Origin of the sequence: Micromonospora sp. DT178 (assembly GCF_049841695.1) — a bacterium.
Classification (GTDB): Bacteria; Actinomycetota; Actinomycetes; order Mycobacteriales; family Micromonosporaceae; genus Micromonospora.
Genome location: NZ_JBNCKV010000009.1, coordinates 116589 through 139002, shown reverse-complemented (window position 1 = coordinate 139002; position 22414 = coordinate 116589). Strand labels below are relative to the sequence as shown.

Annotated in this window: 16 protein-coding genes and 1 riboswitch; of the genes, 7 read left to right on the top strand and 9 right to left on the bottom strand. The window is 73.4% G+C overall.

The genetic code is table 11. The annotated features are described in order from the left end of the window. Positions 1–1266 carry a hypothetical protein gene (locus ACLQ22_RS18575; protein ID WP_425693417.1) on the top strand — a complete coding sequence of 422 codons (1266 nt, stop codon included), beginning with the start codon at positions 1–3 and terminating at the stop codon, positions 1264–1266. 15 nt (positions 1267–1281) lie between these two features. Here the strand turns inward: ACLQ22_RS18575 and ACLQ22_RS18570 are convergent, their stop codons facing one another. Both ACLQ22_RS18570 and ACLQ22_RS18565 read right to left on the bottom strand, forming a co-directional pair. Beyond that, the gene (locus ACLQ22_RS18570) at positions 1282–3093 is read right to left on the bottom strand and encodes a hypothetical protein (protein WP_425693416.1); all 1812 of its coding nucleotides are present in this window, start codon (positions 3091–3093) and stop codon (positions 1282–1284) included. Between the two features lie 92 nt (positions 3094–3185). After that, entirely contained in the window at positions 3186–4745 is a 1560-nt protein-coding gene (locus tag ACLQ22_RS18565; RefSeq protein WP_425693563.1) for a glycosyltransferase family 4 protein, read from the bottom strand. 183 nt (positions 4746–4928) lie between these two features. Here ACLQ22_RS18565 and ACLQ22_RS18560 point away from each other — a divergent pair, with 183 nt between their 5' ends. Beyond that, positions 4929–6104: an acyltransferase gene (locus ACLQ22_RS18560; RefSeq protein ID WP_425693415.1), complete on the top strand. Its 1176-nt coding sequence runs from the start codon at positions 4929–4931 to the stop codon at positions 6102–6104. A gap of 149 nt (positions 6105–6253) precedes the next feature. On the opposite strand, the gene ACLQ22_RS18555 is transcribed toward ACLQ22_RS18560, so the two are convergent. The 4 genes from ACLQ22_RS18555 to ACLQ22_RS18540 all read right to left on the bottom strand — a co-directional run bounded on the left by ACLQ22_RS18555 (position 6254) and on the right by ACLQ22_RS18540 (position 11818). Continuing rightward, complete coding sequence (locus tag ACLQ22_RS18555; RefSeq protein WP_425693414.1) at positions 6254–8818, bottom strand: glycosyltransferase; 2565 nt, start codon at positions 8816–8818, stop codon at positions 6254–6256. Positions 8819–8899: 81 nt separating this feature from the next. Further along, a complete protein-coding gene (locus ACLQ22_RS18550) occupies positions 8900–9937 on the bottom strand; it encodes a Gfo/Idh/MocA family protein (RefSeq protein WP_425693413.1) in 1038 nt (345 codons plus the stop codon). Then, complete coding sequence (locus ACLQ22_RS18545) at positions 9934–11043, bottom strand: DegT/DnrJ/EryC1/StrS family aminotransferase (protein ID WP_425693412.1); 1110 nt, start codon at positions 11041–11043, stop codon at positions 9934–9936. The genes ACLQ22_RS18550 and ACLQ22_RS18545 overlap by 4 nt, the downstream gene beginning before the upstream one ends. A 94-nt stretch (positions 11044–11137) precedes the next feature. Then, a complete protein-coding gene (locus ACLQ22_RS18540) occupies positions 11138–11818 on the bottom strand; it encodes a TetR/AcrR family transcriptional regulator (RefSeq protein ID WP_366638944.1) in 681 nt (226 codons plus the stop codon). 151 nt (positions 11819–11969) lie between these two features. Between ACLQ22_RS18540 and ACLQ22_RS18535 the strand changes: the two genes are divergently transcribed. From ACLQ22_RS18535 to ACLQ22_RS18520, 4 genes are all read left to right on the top strand, one after another. Then, positions 11970–12866, top strand: a complete 897-nt coding sequence (locus tag ACLQ22_RS18535; protein WP_425693411.1) for an ABC transporter permease — start codon at positions 11970–11972, stop codon at positions 12864–12866. Beyond that, entirely contained in the window at positions 12859–13674 is an 816-nt protein-coding gene (locus tag ACLQ22_RS18530) for an ABC transporter ATP-binding protein (protein WP_425693410.1), read from the top strand. Before ACLQ22_RS18535 ends, ACLQ22_RS18530 begins: the two co-directional genes overlap by 8 nt. Positions 13675–13818: 144 nt before the next feature. Continuing rightward, complete coding sequence (locus tag ACLQ22_RS18525; RefSeq protein WP_121395675.1) at positions 13819–15321, top strand: bifunctional cytidylyltransferase/SDR family oxidoreductase; 1503 nt, start codon at positions 13819–13821, stop codon at positions 15319–15321. A gap of 36 nt (positions 15322–15357) precedes the next feature. Next, a complete protein-coding gene (locus tag ACLQ22_RS18520; protein WP_425693409.1) occupies positions 15358–17082 on the top strand; it encodes a CDP-glycerol glycerophosphotransferase family protein in 1725 nt (574 codons plus the stop codon). 23 nt (positions 17083–17105) lie between these two features. On the opposite strand, the gene ACLQ22_RS18515 is transcribed toward ACLQ22_RS18520, so the two are convergent. The 3 genes from ACLQ22_RS18515 to ACLQ22_RS18505 form a co-directional block, all read right to left on the bottom strand. Further along, positions 17106–17849, bottom strand: coding sequence for an alpha/beta fold hydrolase (locus ACLQ22_RS18515; RefSeq protein ID WP_425693408.1), 744 nt, complete (start codon positions 17847–17849; stop codon positions 17106–17108). 106 nt (positions 17850–17955) lie between these two features. After that, on the bottom strand, positions 17956–18801 hold the full coding sequence (locus ACLQ22_RS18510) for a C39 family peptidase (protein ID WP_366638934.1): 846 nt from the start codon (positions 18799–18801) through the stop codon (positions 17956–17958). A 228-nt stretch (positions 18802–19029) separates the two neighbouring features. Next, positions 19030–19170, bottom strand: a riboswitch (cyclic di-AMP (ydaO/yuaA leader). A 349-nt stretch (positions 19171–19519) separates the two neighbouring features. Beyond that, positions 19520–20764, bottom strand: coding sequence for an acyltransferase family protein (locus ACLQ22_RS18505; RefSeq protein ID WP_425693407.1), 1245 nt, complete (start codon positions 20762–20764; stop codon positions 19520–19522). 312 nt (positions 20765–21076) lie between these two features. On the opposite strand from ACLQ22_RS18505, the gene ACLQ22_RS18500 reads away from it, so the two are divergent. After that, a complete protein-coding gene (locus ACLQ22_RS18500; RefSeq protein WP_425693406.1) occupies positions 21077–22402 on the top strand; it encodes a polysaccharide pyruvyl transferase family protein in 1326 nt (441 codons plus the stop codon). The last annotated feature ends 12 nt before the right edge of the window (positions 22403–22414 follow it).

The following is a 22414-nucleotide window of genomic DNA, read 5'->3' as shown; positions in this document are numbered from 1 at the left end:
ATGTCGAGTAACCAAACCCTCCGTGGCGCACCGGTGGACGCGCCGGACGCCCGCCGGGCCCGCGTCCGGCTGGTGCTCGGCCTGCTCGCCGCCGCCGCGCTCGGCAGCCTGCTGTGGTGGGGCCGCTGGGAGACCGCGCCGCAGCACGCCTACCCGGACACCTACTGGTACGCCCGGCAGGCGGTCACGATGACCGGCACGCCCTCCGCCGAGGCGGACCGGTTCGCCGCTCGGCTGGTCTGCCGCCAGGGCATGCCGAGTCCGCGCCCGGGCGTCTCCTGCGTCACCGCCACCCGGCAGTGGGCCGCCAGCATGCCCCCGCGCTACCAGCGGATCTTCACCACCCGACCCGGCTACTCGCTGACCACGGCACCGTTCGTGCTGGTCTTCGGGGAGCGGGGGATGGTGCTGGCCACCGCCGCGCTCGCCGTACTGGCCGGCGTGCTGGCGGCCCTGGCGGTACGGCTGCTCGGCGGCGGCCTGGTCAGCTCGCTCGCGGCCACCACGCTGCTCTTCCTGCTGCCCACCGGCTTCTGGCTGAGCCGGTTGCTGGCCGAGGCCGGCGCGACGGCGTTCGCGCTGGCCGCGCTCTGTGCCGCCGTGCCCCTGCTGCGGCCGGGCGGCTCGACCCGTGGTCGGCTGCTGCTCGGCGGCGCGGTGCTGGCCGGGCTGCTCGCCTCGACCGTCACCCGGCCGGCCACCGGCCTGCTGCTGTCGGGCGCGCTGACGGCGGTGCTCGGCGCGCTGACCCTGGCCCGCCGCCGCCGCGCCGGCTGGGAGCCGGGGCTGGTCGTGCTCACCGCCGCCTGCGGCGTGGCCACGGCGGTCTGGCTCGGCCTCAGCGCCGCGCTGGACATCCCCGGCGCCGCGGAGACACTTCAGGACAAGTTCACCGTGCACTTCACCCGGCCGGACGTGCCCGACCCGTGGCCCCGCCTGGTGGAGCTGAACCGGGACTTCTGGCCCGCCCAGCTCAACGCCTGGTGGAACGGGGGCGCGCCGCTGGCCGCCTCGCCGTTCCTGGCGCTGCTGCTGATCGGCTTCGCCGCCCTGTTCCGGGCGCTGCCCGGCCGGGCCGCGCTGCTCTTCGCCACGACCGGAGCGACCGGGCTGCTCACGCTGGTGGCCCACCCGAAGGAGTCCGAGGCGGACCGGCTGGTCCTGGTCATCTGGCTGCCGGTGGTGGTCGGCCTCGCCATGCTGCTGGGCAGACCCGCCCGGCCCGCCCGGGACACCGCCGGCGAGGAGGGGCCGCCCCCGGCGTAGGAACCGCCCGGGCGGTCAGCGGGTCAGCGGGCGGACGTCCCAGAGCCAGACGTCGTCGACGCGGCGGCCCGGGCCGAAACAGGCGTCCAGCGCCGAACGGAGCGCCTCGGCGCGGGGATGCCGGGGCAGCACCACGGCGTCCGCCCGCCAGTGCCGGACGTCCCGTTCCGCCTGCGCGCGTTCCTCGGGGGTGACGGTGACCGGTGCCGGGCGTTCCCCGTTGGCCACCTCGGTCAGCAGGACCGCGGTGGGCCGGGGGTCCACCCCCCACCGGCCGGTGTCGTCGGTGGGCGAGGTCGGTCCGAGGAAGTAGCCCTGCGGCACGGCGAAGCCGACGCCCGCGGCGGCGCCCCAGCGCACCGAGGTCATGTTCTCCACCGGCACCGGCACGAGCGTCCGCCCGGGCGCCACGTGGTCCCGCCACCCGCCGGCGGTGACGAAGTCGGGCACCGCCGGGCGTCCCACGGCCGGCAGCGGGGTCGGCAGCAGCGGCACCAGGGCGACGGCCAACGCCACCGCGACCACCGGCCGGACCGGCACGACGCCCACCCGGGCCGGGACCCGGCCGGCGAGCATCCGGTCCACCACGATCGCGACGAGCACCCCGAGGGCGGCCGTGGTGATCAGCGCGAAGCGGGCCACCACCATCGCGTCGACCACCGGCAGGCCGTTCAACAGGCGGAACGGGCCGGGGACCCCGGGCCCGCGGACCGCCCAGTTGATCGTGTTGCCCAGCGAGAAGAGCGCGGCCAGCAGCGCCGTGAACCCCAGCACCCGGACCAGGTGCTCCCGGCGCAGCCAGGCCACCGCGGCGACGGCCCCCAGCACCAGCGGCCAGCCGTAGAAGCTGGCCTCCTCGGTCACGTTGGCGGCCAGCCGGCGGTCGCCCTGCGGTCCGCCGCCGAGCGACTCGGTCGCGTAGCTGAAGTAGGACGCGAGCCGCAGCGCGTACTTGTCGGGGTCGGTGGGGTGTCCGCTGCGGTGCTGCGGGCCGAGGAACTGCATCCAGAGCGGGTACGCCGTCACCAGCAGGGTCAGCGCGCCGGCGACACCCAGCACGGCCAGCGCCCGGGGCGCCGCGGCCAGCGCCGCCCGGGGCCGGAACAGCACGTGCCCCAGCAGCGCCATCACGCAGGCCAGGGCGAGGATGAAGAGGATCTCGACGCTGACGAAGAACTGCGCGGAGACCAGCCCGCCGAGGATGAGCCCGTCGCGCAGCGGGCGCCCGCCGCGGGTCAGCCGGGCCACCCGCCACACGATGAGCGGGACCAGCCACTGCGCGGTGATGTGCGGGTGACCGTTGCTGTGCGAGACCAGGGCCGGCGCGAAGGCGCAGCAGGCGGCGCCGACCAGCGCCGCCGCGCGGTTGCCGACCACGTGCCGGGAGAGCACCCAGTACCAGGCGAATCCGGTGCCGGCCAGGTTGAGGGTCATCAGCACCAGGTAGGACAGCGCGGCGCCGCCGAGCAGGGTGACCGGCGCGAGCAGGACGCCGGGCAGCTGGATGCCCACGTTGGTCATCAGGTTCACGCCGTCCGGCGCGTTCTGCAACCTCGTGAAGAAGGGGTTCTCCAGGTTGGCCACCGCGTGCGCCGCGTGGGCCAGCATCCACTCGTTGAAGTCCTGGTCCGCCGGCTGCGCGCCGAGCACCCGGCCGCGCACGTCGCGCCAGCCCCGGCCGGTCACCCAGAGCGCGCCGGCGAGGAGGACGAACACTGCGACGAGGTCCGGCCGGCGCCGGCGGGGCTCCCGGGGCGGATCAGCCGGCGCGCGCTCCTCGGCGGCGTCGGTGGACAGGTCGGTCGCCGGGGGTTGCGCTGCGGTCACGGTGCCCGATCCTACTCATGGCGACATGCTCCACAGTGCCCCCGGCTGCGGCCGCGTCGCCGCCCGCCGCCGCCGGCGGCACGGTCGTGCGGTCAGACCCCCACCTGCGGGGACGGCTCGGGGGCGGGGCCGTGCGTCGGGGCGGGCGGGTGGTCGGGCAGCAGCCGGGAGTAGACGCCGTCGAGCACCCGCGCCTGCGCCTCCCACGTCCACGACTCCAACAACCCCGGACGCTCGTACGCCTCCCGATAACGCCCCGGATCCGCCAACACACCCCGCACCACCCGCACGAAGTCCCCCACATCCTCCGCCCGGAACACCTCACCCTGCCCCGTCGACCGCACCGTCTCCGCCATCGTCCGCACATCACTGACCACCAACGGCAACCGCGCATGCGAATACTCGAAGAACTTCGTGATCAACGCGATCTCATGATTCGGCCAATGATGAATCGGAATGACCCCCACCGAAGCCCCCGACAAGAACGGCACCACCTGATGATGCGGCACGTACGACAACACGTGCACCCGCTCGGCCACCCCCAACTCACCCGCCCGCACCACCAACCCCTTCACGTACGGGGCGGCCGGGCGGGGCACCACCAGCGCCACGTGCGCGCCGGGCAGTTCGGTGAGCGCCTCGACCATGATGCCGAGGCCCCGCTGTTCCGCGGCGGCACCGCTGTAGACCAGCAGCGGCACGTCCGGCCCGATCCCGCAGAGCTGGCGGATGTCGGGCACCCCGTCGCCGCCGCCCGCCGCGTCCGCGCTGCTCGGGGTGTTCAGCACGACGGTGGGCTGCTCGGGCAGGTGGTGCCGCTCGCGCAGCAGGTCGGCCAGCCCGTCGGAGACGGTGAGCACCGCGTCGGCGTACGGGGCGTACTCCCGCTCGTGCGCCGTGTTGGCCGGCAGCCACCGAGGGCTGTCGTTCCAGCGCCGGATGCCGGGCAGGAACTCGTGGGCGTCCCAGACCAGCGCGACGCGCCGACCCTTGGCGGCGGCCCGCAGCTTGGCCCGCGCGCCGACGCCGAGCATCCGGAAGTCGTTGGCGTGGATCAGGTCCGGCCGAAGCTTGTCGACCACCGGCCCGAAGGCCAGCTCGAAGTCCCACAGCGCCGGGTCGAGCCGGCGCCAGGCGCGGTCGCCGGCCACCGTCTGCCAGAACCGGGTGTAGAGCTTGTCCACGGGGGTGGCCAGGTCCTTGCGTACCTCCTGGGCCCGGCTGAGCTGGCGGCGACGCAGCGACACCCAGCGGCGCGACACCTTCGTCGCCAGCAGCTCGCCCCGCAGCAGCTGCCGGCTCAGCGTCAGCCCGGCGGAGGAACGACCCTCCCCCCGGGCCTGGCTCAGCGCGCCGAGCCGCGCCTCCAGGTCGGCGCGGCGGGCGCGCACCTCCTGCTCGCGCCGGGCGGCGATCCCGGTGGGCGGGTAGGCGAGCGGGCCGCGCACCCAGTGGCGGCGGAACTCGTGCGGCGGCCGGGCGAGCGAGGTGTTCATCGGCAGCAGTCGGACCTCGGCGCCGCCGAGCTGCCAGGTCTGCACCTTGCCGGTGGCCGAGCGGCCCAGCAGGACCACGTCCCAGCCGGCCTCGGCGGCGGAGGCGGCGGTCTTCTGCACCCGGGAGTCGCCCTCGACGCCGTTGTCCACGAGCATGACCACCCGGCCCCGGGTGGCGGGGGCGGCCGGTCCGGCGGCGCCGTCGGTCATGGGTGCCTCCTCCGTCTGTGCGGCCCCGTCGGGCCCCGGCGAGTGTACGGCAGCGGCAGCCGCCCGGACGCCACGCTCCCGGTGCGCCGGGGCGGTCGACGGGGCCGCCCGGGGCACTAGCATGGCCCGGTGACCGCCTCCCACCCTGTCAACGTCGCGCCGGCCGTCGGGGCCGGCCCCGTACCGTCGCCGGCCCCGCACCGGTCGGACGGAGCCGTCGCCACCGCGGGCCCGGAGGGCCGGGCCGCCGGACCACCCCCGCGCGAGTACGGGCTGGACGCGCTGCGGGTCGTGGCGATCTGCGGCGTGGTGGCGATCCACGTCTTCGGCGTCATCGTCGGCCAGGACGACCTGCGCGGCAACCTCGGCTGGTGGGTCGCCACCGCGATCGACATCGGGGCGATCTGGACCGTGCCCGCGTTCATCATGATCAGCGGGGCGTTCGTGCTCGACCCGCGGGCGCACCGGGCCGGCCCGGCCGCGTTCTACCGCAAGCGGTTCGCCCGGATCCTTCCCGCGATGATCGTCTGGCACGTGGTGTACGTGGTCGTGGTGCGGATGGCGATGCGGGGCGAGGAGGTGAGCCTCACCCTGCTCACCCGGTTGCTGATCGACGGCAAGGTCTTCACCGCGCTGTACTTCCTCTGGCTGATCGCCGGGCTCTACGTGCTCGCGCCGGTCCTCGCGCCGTTCCTGCACGCCGGCGGGCGGCACCGCGCGCTGGTCACCGCCGCGGTGGCGCTGGGCTGGACCATGGTCGCGTACATGATCCCGGGCATCGCCCTCATCCTCGGCGACTCCCGGCCGAACATCCTGACCAGCTGGAACCGGTGGTGGCCGTACGTCGGCTTCTTCATCGCCGGCTGGGCGCTGCGCCGGGTCGTGCTCAACCGGCTCTGGACCGCACTCGCCCTGCTCGGCGCCGGCCTGCTGCTGGCCGAGGCGATCTGGCAGTTCGGGGTGGCGCCCCAGCACCGCCTGCTCCAGGCCACCTTCCCGGTGATGGCGACCGGCACGCTGGTCGCCGCCGCCACCCTGCTGATCTTCATGGCCTCGGTGAGCATCGGGTCCCGGGTCACCTGGCGCCCCGCGGTGGGCCGCCTGGTGACCCGCCTCTCCGACGCCTCGTTCGGGGTGTTCCTGATCCACCTGCTGGTCTTCGAGGTCTTCCGGCAGCTGATCCCCGACGTGGAGGCCGGGCGGTCGCTGGAGGTCATCGGGTTGACCTACCCGGCCGTGCTGGTGATCTCCTTCGCCGTCTCCATGGTGGCGGCCCGGATCCCGTACGTGCGGGCGGTCTTCTGACCGACACCCGGCCGGCAGCGCCGACGGTGGCCCGGACGATTCCGATCGTCCGGGCCGCCGTCGTTCGTGGGTCGGGGGCGCCACGCCGACGGCCGCCCGCTCCCCGCGTGGGCGGGGGACGGGCGGCCGTCGCGTCGGAGCGGTGTGCCTCAGCCGAGGAACGAGGTGAGCTGGCGGGCCGTCCAGGTGCCGTCGTGGTACGTGCGGGCGTACTCGGCGGAGGCGAGGCCGATCTTGGCGGTCGCCTCCCGGTCGTCGAGCAGGGACTCGACGACCGTGGTGAGGTCGGTCGGGGTGGCGTTGACGATCGGCAGGTCGCCGCCGACGGTCTTGGTGACCTGCTCGCTGAGGTAGGCCACCACCGGCTTGCCGGCGGCCATCGCCTCCACGGCGAAGGTGCCGAAGCTGCCGGTGGTGAACTGGTCGAGCACCAGGTCGCAGTCGCGGACCAGCTCGCGCATCTCCGCCCAGGCGACCCCCTCGGCCAGCCGCAGCTCGATGACGCCCCGGTCGTGCAGGGCCTGCATCGCCGGCAGGATCCGGTCGGTGCCCTTGGTCCACCGCTTGGAGGGCGCGTGCAGCACCAGCGGGCGGGCCCGCTGCATCACCGGCCGGTCGCAGGCCCACGCGTCGACGTCCACCACCAGCGGGGCCCACGTCGCCCACGGCAGGTCCTCGAGCAGGTCCGGCGTGGTCACGAAGGCCGGCAGCCCGGACTCCTCGGCCACCCGCCGGTTGCGCTCGGCCTTCTTGCGCAGCTTCGCCGCGATGCCGTCGGGCGCGTCCCGGAACAGGGAGAACTCGTGGCGCTGCTGATGCCGGTCCGGGTGCCGGATCTCGCTACCGTGCGCCAGCAGCGCGACCTTGATCCCGGCCTTGCGCAGCGCCGGCAGGTCACCCTCGATGTTGTCGCCGTTGAGCTGGCCGAACAGCGGCATGAACGCGTCCACCAGCACGTGGGTGTACTGGCTGAGCACCCGGTTGAGCTGCTCCAGCTGGAAGTCGAGCTCCGGCTGACGCAGCGAGTCGAGGTAGACGTCCGCCGGGTAGTCGAACGAGCCGGGCAGCTTGTTCATCACCACCTGCACCGACACGTCGGCGTTGTCCCGGCAGATGGCCCTGGCGAAGGCGGCGGCCTGACCGGCGTAGTTGGCCGGGCCGAGGCCGAGGCGGATCGGCGTGTCGCCGAGTTCGCGCCAGCCGCCCAGGGGCCGCGCCTCGGCGGTGCCCGTCGACGGCGCGGTGACCGGGCGCTCCTGCACCGTCCAGGGCACCTCGCGCGGGCCGGCCGGCGCGACGCCGGAGAGGTCCCGGTAGAGCTGGAGCAGCTTGCTGCTCTGCCGCTCCCAGGACAGCTCGTCGAGGATCGGCTCGGTGATGTGCGCGGCCAGCTCGGCCCGGCGGGCGGTGGCCCGCCGGGTCGCCGCCACGAAGCCCGCCACGTCGCCGGAGGTGAAGGTCTCCCCGATGTCGTGCCCCTCGACGAACGCCCGGACCACCTGCACGTCGCTCGTGACCAGGGGAAGGCCGGCGTGCAGGTACTCGGAGACCTTCGTCGGCAGGGACAGCTCGCAGTTCGGGGTCCGCTGGAACGGGATCAGGCCGAGGTCGGCGGAGCTGAGGTAGTCGGCGACCTCGTACGGCGCGACGTAGGGGACCACGTGCACCCGGTTCCGCGTGCCGGCCGCCTCGGCGCGGGCGAGCAGGTCCTCCAGCAGCGGAGTCATCCGGCCGCTGACCAGGGCCAGGTGGTGCTCCGGCAGCTGCGGCAGCGCCGCGATGACGGTGTCCAGCCCGCGTTCCTTGCCGATCCAGCCCGCGTACACCATCAGGGGCACGCCCTCGGCGACGCCGGCGCGCTCCCGCACGGAGGCGGTCACGGCGCCGCTGCGGATGCCCTCGCGCACCGGCGAGTTCCCCACCACCATCGGGGTCTTCGGCAGTCCGTACTCGGTCTGCAGCTTCACCGCGATCTGCTCGGAGACGGTGACCACCGCGTCGGCCCGGCCGATGAACTCCCGCTCGGCGGCCCGCACGCCACTGGCCTGCTGCGGCTTGGGCCAGGCGACGCCCTGCACGTACTCGTGGGCGTCGTAGAGCCAGACGCAGCCGCGCCCGCGCGCCCGCAACCGCGCGGCGCTCATCGCCGCCGTCGGGATGGTGTTGATGTCGTTGGCGTGGATGACGTCCGGCTCCAGCTCCTCCAGCACCGGCCCGAACGCCAGGTCGATGTCGACAAGCGTCGGCCAGTCGGTCCGCCAGTCGCCGGTCGGCGGCAGCGGCTGGGTGCTGTGGAACTGTTCCCAGCCCCACGCCCGCAGCCGGAACTGGTGGACCGCCTCGTGCGCGCGCAGCCAGGCGCGCGGCGGAGGGTTGCGCTTCGCCGTCTGCGACCGGAGCCAGGCCTGGTGCGAGGCGCGGTAGCGGGCCAGGGCGGACTTGTCCGGGATGCCGAACTGCGTCAGGGTGCGGCGGATCCGGTGCTCGCGGGCGGGCCGGCGCGACAGGGTCTGCGGCACCGGAACCCGGATGACCTGGATCGGTCCCATGGCGGACCGCTCCGGCTCGCCCTTCTTGCGGCTGCTCCGGCCCACCAGGACCACGTCCCAGCCGTCCCGGGCGGCGGCGATGGCGGTCTTCTGTACGCGGGAGTCGCCGGTGATGCCGTTGGCGACCAGTACGACGAGCCGCGGCGCTCGGCGGGGCGTTGACATGCGCTGTCCTTCGTGGAGGAGGGCTGGCGGTGGAGGGTGCCCGACCGCGGTCCGCCGGACGCGGACCGCGGTCGCCCGGGTTCAGCGGGTGGAGAGGGTGTCCCCCGCCGGGGACGGGGTGCCCGTGCCCACGGCGATCGTGCTGCCGTCGGTCGCGGAGCGCAGGACGGCGCCGGCCACCTCGACCGTACGCAGGCCCTGGCGCAGGGTCACGATGTCGCTCTCCTTGCCCTCGACCGCGTCCCGGAAGCGCTCGTGCTCGACCAGCAGCGGCTCCCGCTTCGCGATCGCGTAGCGCACCATGTCGCCCTCGGCGACGCCCCGGAACGCGCGCAGCGCCTCCCACTCGGTGTCGATGGCGCCGTTGGCGTAGAAGGTGAGGTCGGCGGTGAGGGTGTCGGCGACGAAGCAGCCCCGGTCACCGGTGATCACCGTGGACCGCTCCTTGAGCGGGCTGAGCCAGTTGACGAGGTGGTTGACCATGGTGCCGTCGGCGAGCTGCCCCACCACGGCGACCATGTCCTCGTGCAGCCGGCCGCTGCGGGAGACCGTCCGCGCCGACACCGAGGTGTATTCCTGGCCGGTCACCCAGCTGGTCAGGTCGATGTCGTGGGTGGCCAGGTCCATCACCACGCCGACGTCGGCGATGCGGTGCGGGAAGGGGCCCTGCCGGCGGGTGACGACCTGGTAGACCTCGCCCAGCTCGCCCGCCTCCAGCCGGGTGCGCAGGTTCTGCAGGGCCGGGTTGTAGCGCTCGATGTGCCCCACCCCGGCCACCAGGCCGGCGGCCTCGAAGGCCTCCACGAGCCGTACCGCCGCGTCCACGCTCTGCGCGAGGGGCTTCTCGATCAGGGCGCTGACGCCGTTGGCGGCCAGCTCCAGGCCGACCTGCTCGTGCAGCGCCGTCGGGCAGGCCACCACCGCGTAGTCGACGCCGAGGGCGAGCAGGTCGCCCAGCTCGGGCACGACCGGCGCGCGCAGCGTGCCGGTGGTGTCGCCGGCCGGGTCGACGATGCCGACCAGCTCGACACCGTCCAGGCCGGCGAGGACGCGGGCGTGGTTGCGGCCCATCGCGCCGAGGCCGATCAGGCCGGCGCGCAGCTTGCGGCCGGCGCTCACCGGGCACCCCCGGCCAGGTTCGCGCCCTCGGCGATGCGCTCCAGCTCGGCCTCGGTCAGCGAGGGGTGCACCGGCAGGGAGACGACCTCGGCGGCGGCGCGCTCGGTCTCCGGCAGGTCCCAGGGGCCGGGCTTGCCGTCCTCGGTCAGGTAGGGCTTGAGCCGGTGGATCGGGGTCGGGTAGTAGACGGCGTTGCCGATGCCCAGCTCGGTCAGGCGCTGCTGGGCGGCGTCCCGGTCGCCCTGCACCCGCACCGTGTACTGGTGGTAGACGTGCCTGGCGGCGTCGGCAACCGGCGGGGTGACCATGCCGGTGATCTTCGAGTCGAGGAACTTGGCGTTGGCCCGGCGCTGCTCGGTCCACTCGCCGAGCTGGCCCAGCTGGACCCGGCCGATGGCCGCGGCGACGTCGGTCATCCGCATATTCGCGCCGACGATCTCGTTGGCGTACCGCTGCTCCATGCCCTGGTTGCGCAGCAGCCGCAGGGTGCGGGCCAGCTCGGCGTCGCCGGTGCTGACCATGCCGCCCTCCAGGGCGTGCATGTTCTTCGTGGGGTAGAAGCTGAAGCAGCCGGCGGTGCCGAAGGCGCCCACCGGGGTGCCGTGCAGCGCGGCGCCGTGCGCCTGGGCGGCGTCCTCGACGACGGCCAGGCCGTGCCGCTCGGCGATCGCCATGATCCGGTCCATCGCGGCGGGGTGGCCGTAGAGGTGGACCGGCATGATCGCCACCGTGCGCGGGGTGACCGCGGCGGCGACCGCCTCCGGGTCGAGGCAGAAGCTGCCCGGCTCGATGTCCACGAAGACCGGCTCGGCGCCGACCAGCCGGACGGCGTTCGCGCTGGCCGCGAAGGAGAACGACGGCACGATGACCTCGTCGCCCGGGCCGAAGCCCAGGGCCATGAGGGTGAGCTGCAGGGCGGAGGTGCCCGAGTTCACCGCGACGCAGTGCCGCCCGGCGACCAGCTCGCCGAACTCCTCCTCGAAGGCCGCGACCTCGGGACCCTGCACCACCCGGCCGCTGCGGAGCACCCGGACAGCCGCTTCGATCTCGGCCTCGCCGATGATCGGCCGCGCTGGGGGAATGAACTCTGGGTGCGGCCCAGCCATGGGGCATCCTCCTGTGTCAGATGGTGCTCGGGTGGGGGTTCGGGGTGCGATACTAGCCCGTTGCGAATCAGGCCGAGACCGACGAGGTCAACGTTCACGCACCGGCCCGGTGGGGTTCAGAAGCGGTCAGGGACCGGGTGTCCCACACCGCTGGCTCGTCGAGGGACGGACCGGTACATGCTACCCGCAGGGCCGCGACGATCGCGGCGGCCATGCGCGTGATCTCCGGCGTGTCAAGAGGTGTCCGGGAAATGGCCAGCCGCCAGTAGACCGGCCCGACGATCAGATCCGCCGCGCCGCGCCGGTCCGCTCCCGCCGGCAGCTCGCCCCGCTCGACCGCCCGGCCGATCACGAGCTCGCCGACCCGGTCCTGGTAGCCGGCCAGCGCCCGCTGGAGGGTCTCGGCGATCTGCGGGTTGCGCGCCGCCTCGGCGAGCAGGTCCGGGATGATCTGCGAGGCCAGCGGGTGGCGCAGCGCACCGGCGGCCACGAGCAGCAGCAGCTCCACGTCCCCGTGCAGGCTCCCGGCGTCCACCATCGGCAGCTTGCGCCCGGCGACCGCGGAGACCATGTCCAGCACCAGCTCGAGCTTGGAGCGCCACCGGCGGTAGATCGCCGTCTTGCTGACCCCGGCCCGCCGGGCCACCGCCTCTATCGACAACCGCCCGTAGCCGACCTCCGCCAGCTCCTGGGTGACCGCGCGGCGGATGGCCGTGGTGATGTCGTCACGGAGCACCGCCGCACCGGCCGGCACCCGCCTCTTATCGGTCTTCACGTGCAACAATGTAGCGCAGCGACGGTACGGTTGCGTCCCGACGTGTTTTCCACTACGGTTCGCCCGGCGACGAGGCGGCGCTCCGCACTGGCCACGCTCTCCCGTCGTCGCGCGCAACCCGTTGGCACGAAAGAGATCGGAGCGCCTAACCATGGCCAACACCACGGTGGCGGACCCGGATTCCGGGCTCACCGGGGCCCAGCTCGCCAAGCGGTACGGTCTCCGGTTCGCCGGCGAACGGCCGTCCCTGGGCGAATACGCGGGGCAGCTCTGGCACTACCGGCACTTCATCGCCGCGTACGCCAACGCCAAGCTGGTGGCGTCGTTCAGCAACGCCCGGCTGGGACAGCTGTGGCAGGTGCTCACCCCGCTGACCAACGCGGCGGTCTACTACCTGATCTTCGGCGTGGTGCTGGAGCAGGACAGGACCCCGAACTTCATCGCCTACCTCTGCACCGGTCTGTTCATCTTCAACTTCACCCAGACCGCGGTGCAGAACGGCACGCAGTCGATCACCAGCAACCTGGGCCTGATCCGGGCCCTGCACTTCCCCCGGGCCTGCCTGCCGCTGGCCGTGACGATCACCCAGTTCCAGCAGCTGCTCGGCTCAATGGTGGTGCTCGTCCTCATCGTGCTGGTGACCGGCGAGCCGATCACCCTGGCCTGGCTGATGCTGCCGCCGGCGATCCTGCTCCAGACGGTCTTCAACGCCGGGCTGACCATGGCGATGGCCCGGTTGGGCTCGAAGCTGGCGGACCTCAAGCAGGTCATGCCCTTCGTCATGCGCGCCTGGATGTACGGCTCCGGGGTGCTCTACAGCGTGGATCTCTTCAGCGAGCAGCTGCCGTCCTGGGCCTCCCGGCTGGTCGAGCTCAACCCGGCGCTGGTCTACATCGAGCTGGCCCGGGTCTCGCTGCTGGAGGACACCCCGACGCTCAGCTCCTCCCTGCTCCAACTCTGGGTGACGGCGCTGGGCTGGGCGATCGTGATGGGCGTCGGAGGTTTCATCTACTTCTGGCGAGGCGAACAGGAGTACGGCCGTGGTTGATCACTTCGAGTCGTCCAACGACGTGACGGTGACGCTGCCCCAGGTGCGGGAGCGCATCCCCACCGTGGTGGTGGACGACGCCCACGTCATCTACCGGATCCACAAGGGTGCCGGCGGGGGCGGCGGCCCGGTCGGCGCGCTCAAGCGGATCATGAGCCGCACCTCGGCGCCGAACATCCGGGAGGTGCACGCGGTCAAGGGGGTCAGCTTCACCGCGTACCGGGGCGAGGCGATCGGGCTGATCGGCAGCAACGGCTCCGGCAAGTCGACCATGCTGCGCGCCATCGCCGGCCTGCTGCCGGTCAACCGCGGCGCGGTCTACACGCAGGGGCAGCCGTCGCTGCTCGGGGTCAACGCGGCCCTGCTCAACGACCTCTCCGGCGAGCGCAACGTCGTGCTGGGCTGCCTGGCCATGGGCATGTCGCCCGAGGAGGTGCAGCGGCGGACCCCGGAGATCATCGACTTCTCCGGCATCAACCAGCGGGGCGACTTCGCCTCGCTGCCGATGCGCACCTACTCCTCCGGCATGGGGGCCCGGCTGCGCTTCTCCATCGCCGCGGCCAAGAAGCACGACGTGCTGCTCATCGACGAGGCCCTCGCCACCGGCGACAAGATCTTCCGCAAGCGCAGCGAGCGGCGGGTGCGGGAGCTGCGGGAGGGCGCCGGCACGGTGTTCCTCGTCAGCCACCAGCTCTCCTCGATCCGGGACACCTGCGAGCGGACGATCTGGCTGGAATCGGGCGTCCTGCGCATGGACGGCCCGACCGACGAGGTCGTCCGCGAGTACGAGGCGTTCAGCGGCAAGTAGCGCCCCGGCGCACGTACGGCATCCGCCCGGTGCCGGCCGACCGCGTCGCCCCGTGGGGGCGGCGCGGTCCGCGCGTTAAGGTTCATCCGGTCGCCGCGCGGGCGGAACCTTCTGTTCACGCACCCTGAGAGTGAGGCTTCGGCAATGACGCAGGACCACACCGCTGGCCCGGACGCCGCACCGGAGAACCCGGCGCCGTGGCGGCCCTCGCGGACGGTGGCGGTGGTGCTGGCCGGCGGCACCGGGACCCGGCTGGGCCTCGGCATCCCGAAGCAGTTGCTGAAGATCGCCGGCAAGCCGATCATCGAGCACACCCTGGCGGTCTTCGAGGCCGCGCCCGAGATCGACGAGATCGTCGTGCTGATGGCCACCGGCCACGTCGCCGACGCCCAGCAGATCGTCGACAAGGCCGGCTTCCGCAAGGTCACCAAGGTGATCGAGGGCGGCGACACCCGCAACGCCACCACCCGGATCGCGCTCGACGCCGTCGGCGAGGGCGACTGCAACATCCTCTTCCACGACGCGGTGCGGCCCCTGGTGAGCGGCCGGATCGTCCGGGAGTGCGTGAACGCGCTCTGGACGTACTCGGCGGTCGACGTGGCCATCCCGTCGGCCGACACGATCGTCCAGGTCGACGAGGACGACTGCATCACCGACATCCCGGTGCGCTCCTCGCTGCGCCGGGGCCAGACCCCGCAGGCGTTCCGCTCGGGCACCATCCGCGAGGCCTACCGGCTCGCCGAGGGCGACCCGCACTTCGCCGCCACCGACGACTGCGGGGTGGTGCTGCGCTACCTGCCCGGCACGCCGATCAAGGTCATCGACGGCTCCGACGAGAACATCAAGGTCACCCACCCGGTCGACGTGCATTTGGCGGACAAGCTGTTCCAGCTCGCCGCCGCGCAGGCGCCCCGGGTGACCGACGAGCGCAGCTACACCGAGGAGCTGACCGGCCGGACCATCGTGATCTTCGGCGGCAGCTACGGCATCGGCCACGACCTCGCCGAGCTGGCCCGCCGCTACGGCGCGCAGGTCTTCCCGTTCAGCCGCTCCAGCACCGGCACCCACGTCGAGCGCGCCGAGGACGTCGAGGCGGCGCTGAAGACCGCCTTCGAGGCCACCGGCCGGATCGACCACGTGGTGGTCACCGCCGGCATCCTGGAGAAGGGCGCCCTCGCCGAGATGGACCAGGAGACCATGGACCGGGTGCTCCAGGTCAACTTCGTGGGGCCGGTCATCGTGGCCCGCCAGTCGCTGCCCTACCTCCAGCAGACCAAGGGGCAGCTGCTGCTCTACACCTCCAGCTCCTACACCCGGGGCCGGGCCCGCTACGCGCTCTACTCCTCCACCAAGGCGGCCCTGGTCAACCTCACCCAGGCGCTCTCCGACGAGTGGGCGGAGTTCGGCGTACGGGTCAACTGCGTCAACCCCGAGCGGACCGCGACCCCGATGCGCACCAAGGCGTTCGGCGAGGAGCCGGAGCACACCCTGCTCGCCGCCGAGACCGTCGCCCGGTCGTCGCTGGACGTGCTGATCTCCGACCTGACCGGTCAGGTCATCGACGTGCGTCGCGCGCCGGGCGAGGTGCCGGCCCAGCCGGGGCCGGCGCGGGTGGAGCGGGACGCCAGCCCGGCCGACGCCGGCTGACGCGGATTTCGGGCCACGGCGGGAAACGGAGCCGACATGCGTGGTGACCTGGTTCGGAAGCTGCTCGCCCGCGCGCTGGCCACCGGCCTGGCGGTGCTGGCGTTCCTCGTCGTCGCGCTGACCGGCGCGACCGGCTGGGGGCTGGGGCTGGCCGTGGCCGCCCTCGCGGCGGCCACCTGGGAGCGGCGGGTTCGGCCGGGCGCCGACAACGCCGCCGAGACCGCGCTGGTCGCGGCGGCGATCCTGGTCGGGTACGCCCGCCGCCTCGACGCCGGCTTCGATCCCGCGCTGGCCGTCACCGCCCTGGTCCTGCTGGGGCTGGTGCTGCTGGTCAATCCGCTCCGGGACGCCGGCGGCCTGGAGGTGCGCGCCGCGAACCTGCCGGTGCGCTCCTGGACGCCGCTGGTCGCCGCCCGCCTCGGCGACGCCCTGGCGGGGCTGCTCGCCCTGCTGGCGCTGGCGGCCGTCGCGGGCCTGCCGGCCGGTGTCGCGCTGGCGGCCGTGCTGCTGGTGGCCGCCGGCGCCGGGGCGATCGGGCTGGACCTGGCCCGGCGCCGGTTCCGCCCGGGCGCCGGCGGCTCGGCGGTGTCCCGCGCGCTGCGCCGGCACCGGCCCGAGTTCCTGTTGCACTTCTCCGCGCCGCCGGGCTCGGAGTACCAGGTCACCATGTGGCTGCCCTACCTGGAGCGGATCGGCCGGCCGTTCCTGGTGATGGTGCGCGAGCCGGAGTTCCTGCCGTTGATCGCGGCGGCCACCAGCGCGCCCGTGGTCTACTGCCCCACCACCAGGGCGATGGACGAGGCGCTGGTGCCGAGCCTGCGGGTGGCGTTCTACGTCAACCACGGCGCGAAGAACAGCCACTGCATCCGCTTCACCCAGCTGACCCACGTCCAGCTGCACCACGGCGACAGCGACAAGGCCCCCAGCGCCAACCCCGTCTCGGCGATCTTCGACCGGATCTTCGTCGCCGGCCAGGCCGCCATCGACCGGTACGCCCGCGCCGGGGTGGACATCCCGGCGGAGAAGTTCGTCGTCGTCGGCCGCCCGCAGGTCGAGTCGATCGAGGTACGCCCCGAGCCGGCGCACGGCCGGAGCAACCCGACCGTGCTCTACACCCCGACCTGGACCGGGCACAACGCGGACGCGAACTACTGCTCCCTGCCGGTGGCCGAGACCCTGCTGCGCCGGCTACTCGACCGGGGCGCGACGGTGATCCTGCGCGCCCACCCGTACACCTCGCAGAACCCGGCCTCCGCCCGGCAGTTGGGCCGGCTCACGGAACTGCTGGCCGCCGACCGGGCCCGCAGCGGCCGGCAGCACGTCTTCGGCGCCGCCGCGAGCCGGGAGCTGACCCTCACCGAGTGCGTGAACCGCTCGGACGCGCTGATCTCCGACGTGTCCGGGGTGATCTCCGACTACCTCTACTCCGGCAAGCCGTACGCGGTGACCGACATGGTGGACTCCGGCGACCAGTTCCCCGAGCAGTTCCCGCTCGCCGGGTCGGGCTACGTGCTGCGGCGCGACATGTCCAACGCGGACGAGGTGCTGACCGCGCTGCTGGACACCGATCCGCTGGCCCCGGCGCGATGGGCCACCCGGAGCCGCTACCTGGGTGACTTCCCCGCCGAGTCGTACGCCGAGGCGTTCCTGGAGGCCGCGCGGCGCCAGCTCGACGGGGAGTGGAACGCACCTGCCCCGCGTGCCGGCGGGGCCGACCTGCCGCTCGACCCGGACGAGGCGACGCTCTCCCCCGCCACCTGACGCCCCGCCTCGGGTGGGAACGGTCAGCGGTAGGGGTCGACGAGGTCCAGGACCGCCTCGGGGGCCTCGACGTGCGCGTTGTGCCCGAGGCCGGGCAGGGTGGCCACCGGCACGCCCAGCTCCTTGAGCTGGGCGTCGGTGACCATGGGGTCGTGCTCGCCGCGGGCCAGCAGCACGGGCACGTCGGTCGCGGCCAACAGTGCGGGCAGGTCCGGCGCGCCCACGCCGAACGCGGCCGGGTCCATCGCCAGCCGCCAGCGGCCGTCGACCTGCCGCAGCCCGGCCTCCGCGACGGGATGGTCCGGGGCGAAGAGCCCGGTCAGTCCGGCCACCCGCAGGTAGCGGCGGGCGGCCTCGTCCCGGCTGGCGAACCAGGTCACCGGCCGGGCCGCCAACTCACCCGCCTTCGCCAGCTCCGCCGGCGACCAGACGGCCTTGATACCGAGCCCGACCACGGCGTCGACGGGCAGCCCGGCGCTGCGGGCGGCCAGTGCCAGCCCGACCACCCCGCCGAGGGAGTGCCCCAGCACGACGAGCCGGTCCCCCGCCGCGAGCCCCGCGGCGATCCGCGCGGCCAGCCCCGGGAACGAGTACTCCGGCAGCGGCGGCGACCAGCCGTGGCCGGCGAGGTCCGGCGCCAGCCACCGCCCCGCCCACCGGCGCTCCAGCAGCGGCGCCCAGGGCAGCCACACGTCGCCGGTCGTACCCATGCCGTGCAGCAACAGGAGCACCCGCCGGCCGTCCCGGTCACCCGACTCATCGACCATGGGCGCAGTGTGCCACCCACCGGACGCCGTGGGCGAGGGCCGTGACCCGGACACGACACCGGGCGCCGACCCCCGGAATCCGGGGGCCGACGCCCGACGGTGTCGCTCAGGCGGAGTAGCCGCGGGTGGCGGCCCAGTTCGCCAGGGCGATGGTGCTGATCCAGTACGAGGCGGTCGCCGGGTTCGCCGAGTCGGCGATCTTCACCAGCCGCCCCTCGTCCTGGTAGCCGACAACCGCGATGTAGTGGCCGCCGGGGAAGGAGTGCCAGCCGCCGTCGGTGTCCGTCGCGCTGCCGGCGACGTTGACCACGACGCCCCGCCCGTCGGCGATGGCCGCGACGACGTCGGCCTGCAGCCGGTCCATCTGGGCCGGGGTGGCCGCGCCACCAGGGATCATCCGGGTCCGGTACGGGTCGCCCTTCACCACCGCGTTCAGCACGCGGGTGGTGTCCTGGGCCGAGTCGGTGCCCATCTGGTCGGTACCCAACTGGGCGCCGAGGGCGTCCTGGCTACGCGCGATGCCGGCGGCGCTGAGGGCGTGCCGGACGGCCGCCGGACCACAGTTGTAGAAGGTGGTCTGGGCCTGGTAGTCGTAGTCCAGGGTCTTGGCGGCCGGGGGCTTCGGCGGCTCCGGCTTGCGGGTCAGGTCCGGGTCCGGGGCGGCGCTGGAGGCGCTGGCCGACGGGGCGGCGCTGGACGCGGCCGGGGCGGCGCTGGACGGGGCGGTCGCGACCCTGGCCTGGCTGCGCGAGGCCGCGGTGTCGTCCCGCAGTTCGGTCGCGGCCACCGGGGCCTGCGCGGCGGCGGGGGCCTCGTCGGCTCCGGCCAGCAGCGCGCCCGTGCCCGACGCCAGCACGAGCGCCGCGGCGGACGCGGCGGCCAGCTGGTACGGACGCTCGGACGTGAGGCGACGCAGCTGTCGCTTGAGGTGGTGCTTCACGGTTTCCTCCACGGGCTCGGGGGTGAGCGGCCGTCGGTCCGCGCCGAGGCAGAACGGACCGACCGCGCGGACGGGCGTCCGGGCGGGTGGTGGACCACTCAGGGGATGCGCCCGGGATGCCGGGCGACGGACGGTGACCGGTGGGTCAGCTCGTGACCTGCGGGCGGACGAGCGCGGGCACCGCGGCGCCGTGGAGACGGCGGAACAACCGAGGGGTGGACGGGTGTGGCATGAGGATGGAACTCCTTCCGACACCGCCGACCGGGTTAGCTGACGGATTCGGGCGGGAAGAACGCCCTACCACGGGCCCACGGCCCACGGATTCACCCCAACAAGCACTGGGTCCCCGGTTCGTCGTTCACGATTAGGCGGGTCGGCGCGGCGTCGCCTCTGGCGATCGGGTACCGCACCGGACGCGCCGACATTACTGGCCGTTCCGCGCCCTGCCAACCCCGTCCCACCTGCTTAAACCTTGATCGGGAGACAATTTTGCGGGCACTTCGCCACTGACGCGACTCAATGGGACGACCGTTTCTGCGGGCACCCCCGGGTGACAACGGGACGAGTGGCGGACATCGGCGCCGAAACTCCGGCGGGAATCGACCGGGCCGCGCCGGATGACCGGTTCGCCGACGGGGTGACCGGCGTCACCCAAACGGTCGGGATTTCGTCGGCGGGCCCTGCGGTCGAGCGGGCCGAGCTGAAGCGGCTGGTGGAGGCGCCGGGGCGGTCAGCGCGAGTCGACGTACGCCGGTCGGTGGTCGTCGTGCGGATCGGCGGCCCGGGGGCGCGGCACGGCGTTGCCCCGCTCCCCCGGCGGCGTCGCCCCGGGGCCGCCGGAGTGCGTCCCGGCGTCGCCCCCGTCCCGCGGCGTCGCCCGGGCCGGCCTGCGCGGGGTGAGCAACCGCATCATCGGCGTCTCGACGACCCGGTGCAACAGGCCGGCCAGGGCCAGGTTGACAAGCAGGAAGCCGAGCACCACCGCCGGCCCCCGCCAGCCGGTGAAGCCGACGCCCCAGTCGCCGGTGAGCCGCAGGACGGTGATCATCACCAGGACGTGCACCAGGTAGAAGGCGAAGGAGACCTCGCCCAGCCAGATCATCGGACGGGACCGCCACGGCGAGCGCCGCCCGCGCACGTCCGCGTCCGCCGCCGCGGCGATGACCAGGATGTACGCCACCGAGAGCAGCGCCGCCCACAGCTCGGCGCGGACCCACTGCGCGGCGACCACCCAGGTCGCCACGAAGACCAGGCTGGCCAGCGGCAGGCCCGGCCCACGCCACCGGCCGCGCCGCATCAGCTCGGCGGCGGCCACGCCCATCCAGAACTCCAGCGACCGCACCGGCGGGAAGATCTGGGTGAACCACCAGCGGCTCTCCTCCGGCACCAGCGCCTGGGCCGGCCAGAGCGCCAGGATGAGCAGCGGCACCGCGACCACGACGGCCCACAGCGCCCACGGTCGGGCCCGGCGGATCAGCGGCAGCGCCAACGGCAGGCAGAGGTAGAAGAAGAACTCGCAGGACAGCGACCAGCTGACGGTGTTGATGCTGTAGAAGTGGCCCGGCCGGGGGTCCCACGCCTGCAGGAGGAACAGGTTCTCCACCGCGACGAACCGGTCCACGGGGTCGGCGAACCAGGCCGCGACCGCAAGGGCCGCCGCCCACAGCACCACGTGGCTCGGCCAGATCTTGGCCACCCGGCGCCGCCAGAACGCCCGACGGGTGTCGGTGGGTCGGGCCGACCAGACCAGCACGAAGCCGCTGAGGATGAAGAAGAACTGCACGCCCGACAGGCCGAGGGCGAAGGCCCAGTCCACGACGGCCTTCTGGCCGGGCTCGGCGATGATGCCCATCGTCGCGACGTGGAACCCGAAGACGAGCAGGGCGGCGACCCAGCGCAGCCCGGTCAGCGACGGCAGGCGGCTGGCCGGGGACGCGGGACGGACGGCCGGCGCGGCGGTCGCGGCGTCGTTCATGCCGGCATCCCGACGATCCGCAGGGTCACCAGCACGTACGTCTCCTCCTCGACCCCGTCCTCAGGCGCCCCGAGGGGCCCCGTGGCGGCCCACCGGTCGGCGCCGCCCCGCCGGGCACCCTACCCGCCGGACCTGAGGCTCTGTTCCGTCCCGTCCATGAGTGCCCGTTCTGTCCCGTGGGGGAGTCCCCGCTCCTGTCGTCCCTGGGTGACCGTTGCGTCCCCGTACGTGACTGCGGGTGGCGGCCATCCGGGTTGCGGCCGATCGGTGGCTAGTATTCCCAGACCCTGAGGTGACGAGAGGCGGGGACGAATGCACCAGCGGATCCTGATGCGGGCGAAGAAGGGCCCGTTCGACGTCTACTCGCCCGAGGAGACGCACGAGCGGAACTGGATCGGCGACAACAATGGCAACCTCGTCTTCAGCCACGCCGCCCACAAGCTCCTGCGCACCGCCACCGCCGAGATCACCTCGACCGAGTTCAGGATCAACCCGCGCGACGCCGACATGATCAACGAGCGGTACGACGTCTACGTCGTACCGCTCGCCAACGCCTTCCGCCGCAGCTACGCCTCCCGCGTCGAGGCCATGACGAAGCTCATCGAGCAGCTGAAGATCCCGGTGGTGGTGCTCGGGGTCGGCGTGCAGACCGACGTCAACGGCGACCGGGAGTACCTCCGCCCGATCGACGACGTGGTGACCCGGTTCGTACGGGCGGTCCTCGACCGCTCGCACAGCATCGGCGTCCGGGGCGAGATCACCCGGGACTACCTGCGCACCCTGGGCTTCTCGGCCGTCGACGTGATCGGCTGCCCGTCGATGTTCCTGCACGGCGACAGCCTGCGGGTGGAGAAGAGGAAGGCGTCGCTGTCGCCCGACGACAGGCTCGCGCTCACCGTCTCGCCGTACGTCACGTCGATGGCGGAGATCATCGCCCGGCACCACGCCCGGTACCCGAACCTGCGCTACCTGCCGCAGGACCTCAAGACGCTTGGCACGCTGCTCTACGGCGACGCCCCCGGGGACCGGGGCAGGACCAGCAAGATCCCGATCCACACCTCGCACCCGCTGTTCACCGAGGACAAGGTGCGGATGTTCGTCGACCCCTGGACCTGGATGGACTACCTCTCCGGGTTCGAGTTCGCGTTCGGCACCCGCATCCACGGCACCATCACCGCGCTGGTCGCCGGCACCCCCGGCTACCTCTTCGCGCACGACTCGCGCACCCTGGAACTCGCCCGCTACTTCGACATCCCGCACCGGGTGATGAAGGAGGTGCCGGTCGACGTCGACGCCGCCCAGCTCTACGAGGAGGCCGACTACACGGCGCTCAACGCCGGCCACAAGTCGCGCTACGAGACGATGCTGGCCTTCCTCGCCAAGCACGACCTGGGCAACGCCTTCGCCGACGGCGACAGCGCGGCCCGGTTCGACGCGCAGGTGCGGTCCACCACCTTCCCGCCCGCCGTACGCCCGGCCGCCGCGACCGCCCCCGACGCGCTGCTGGAGCGGATCCAGTGGTTGCGCGACCGCAACGTCGAGCTGCGCAAGGAGACGGAGACGCTGCGCGGGCAGCGCCTGCAGGCCCGGGTCAAGCAGGTGATCGGTGGCCGGGTGCGCCGGATGCTGAACCGCTGAGGCGCCGCCTCC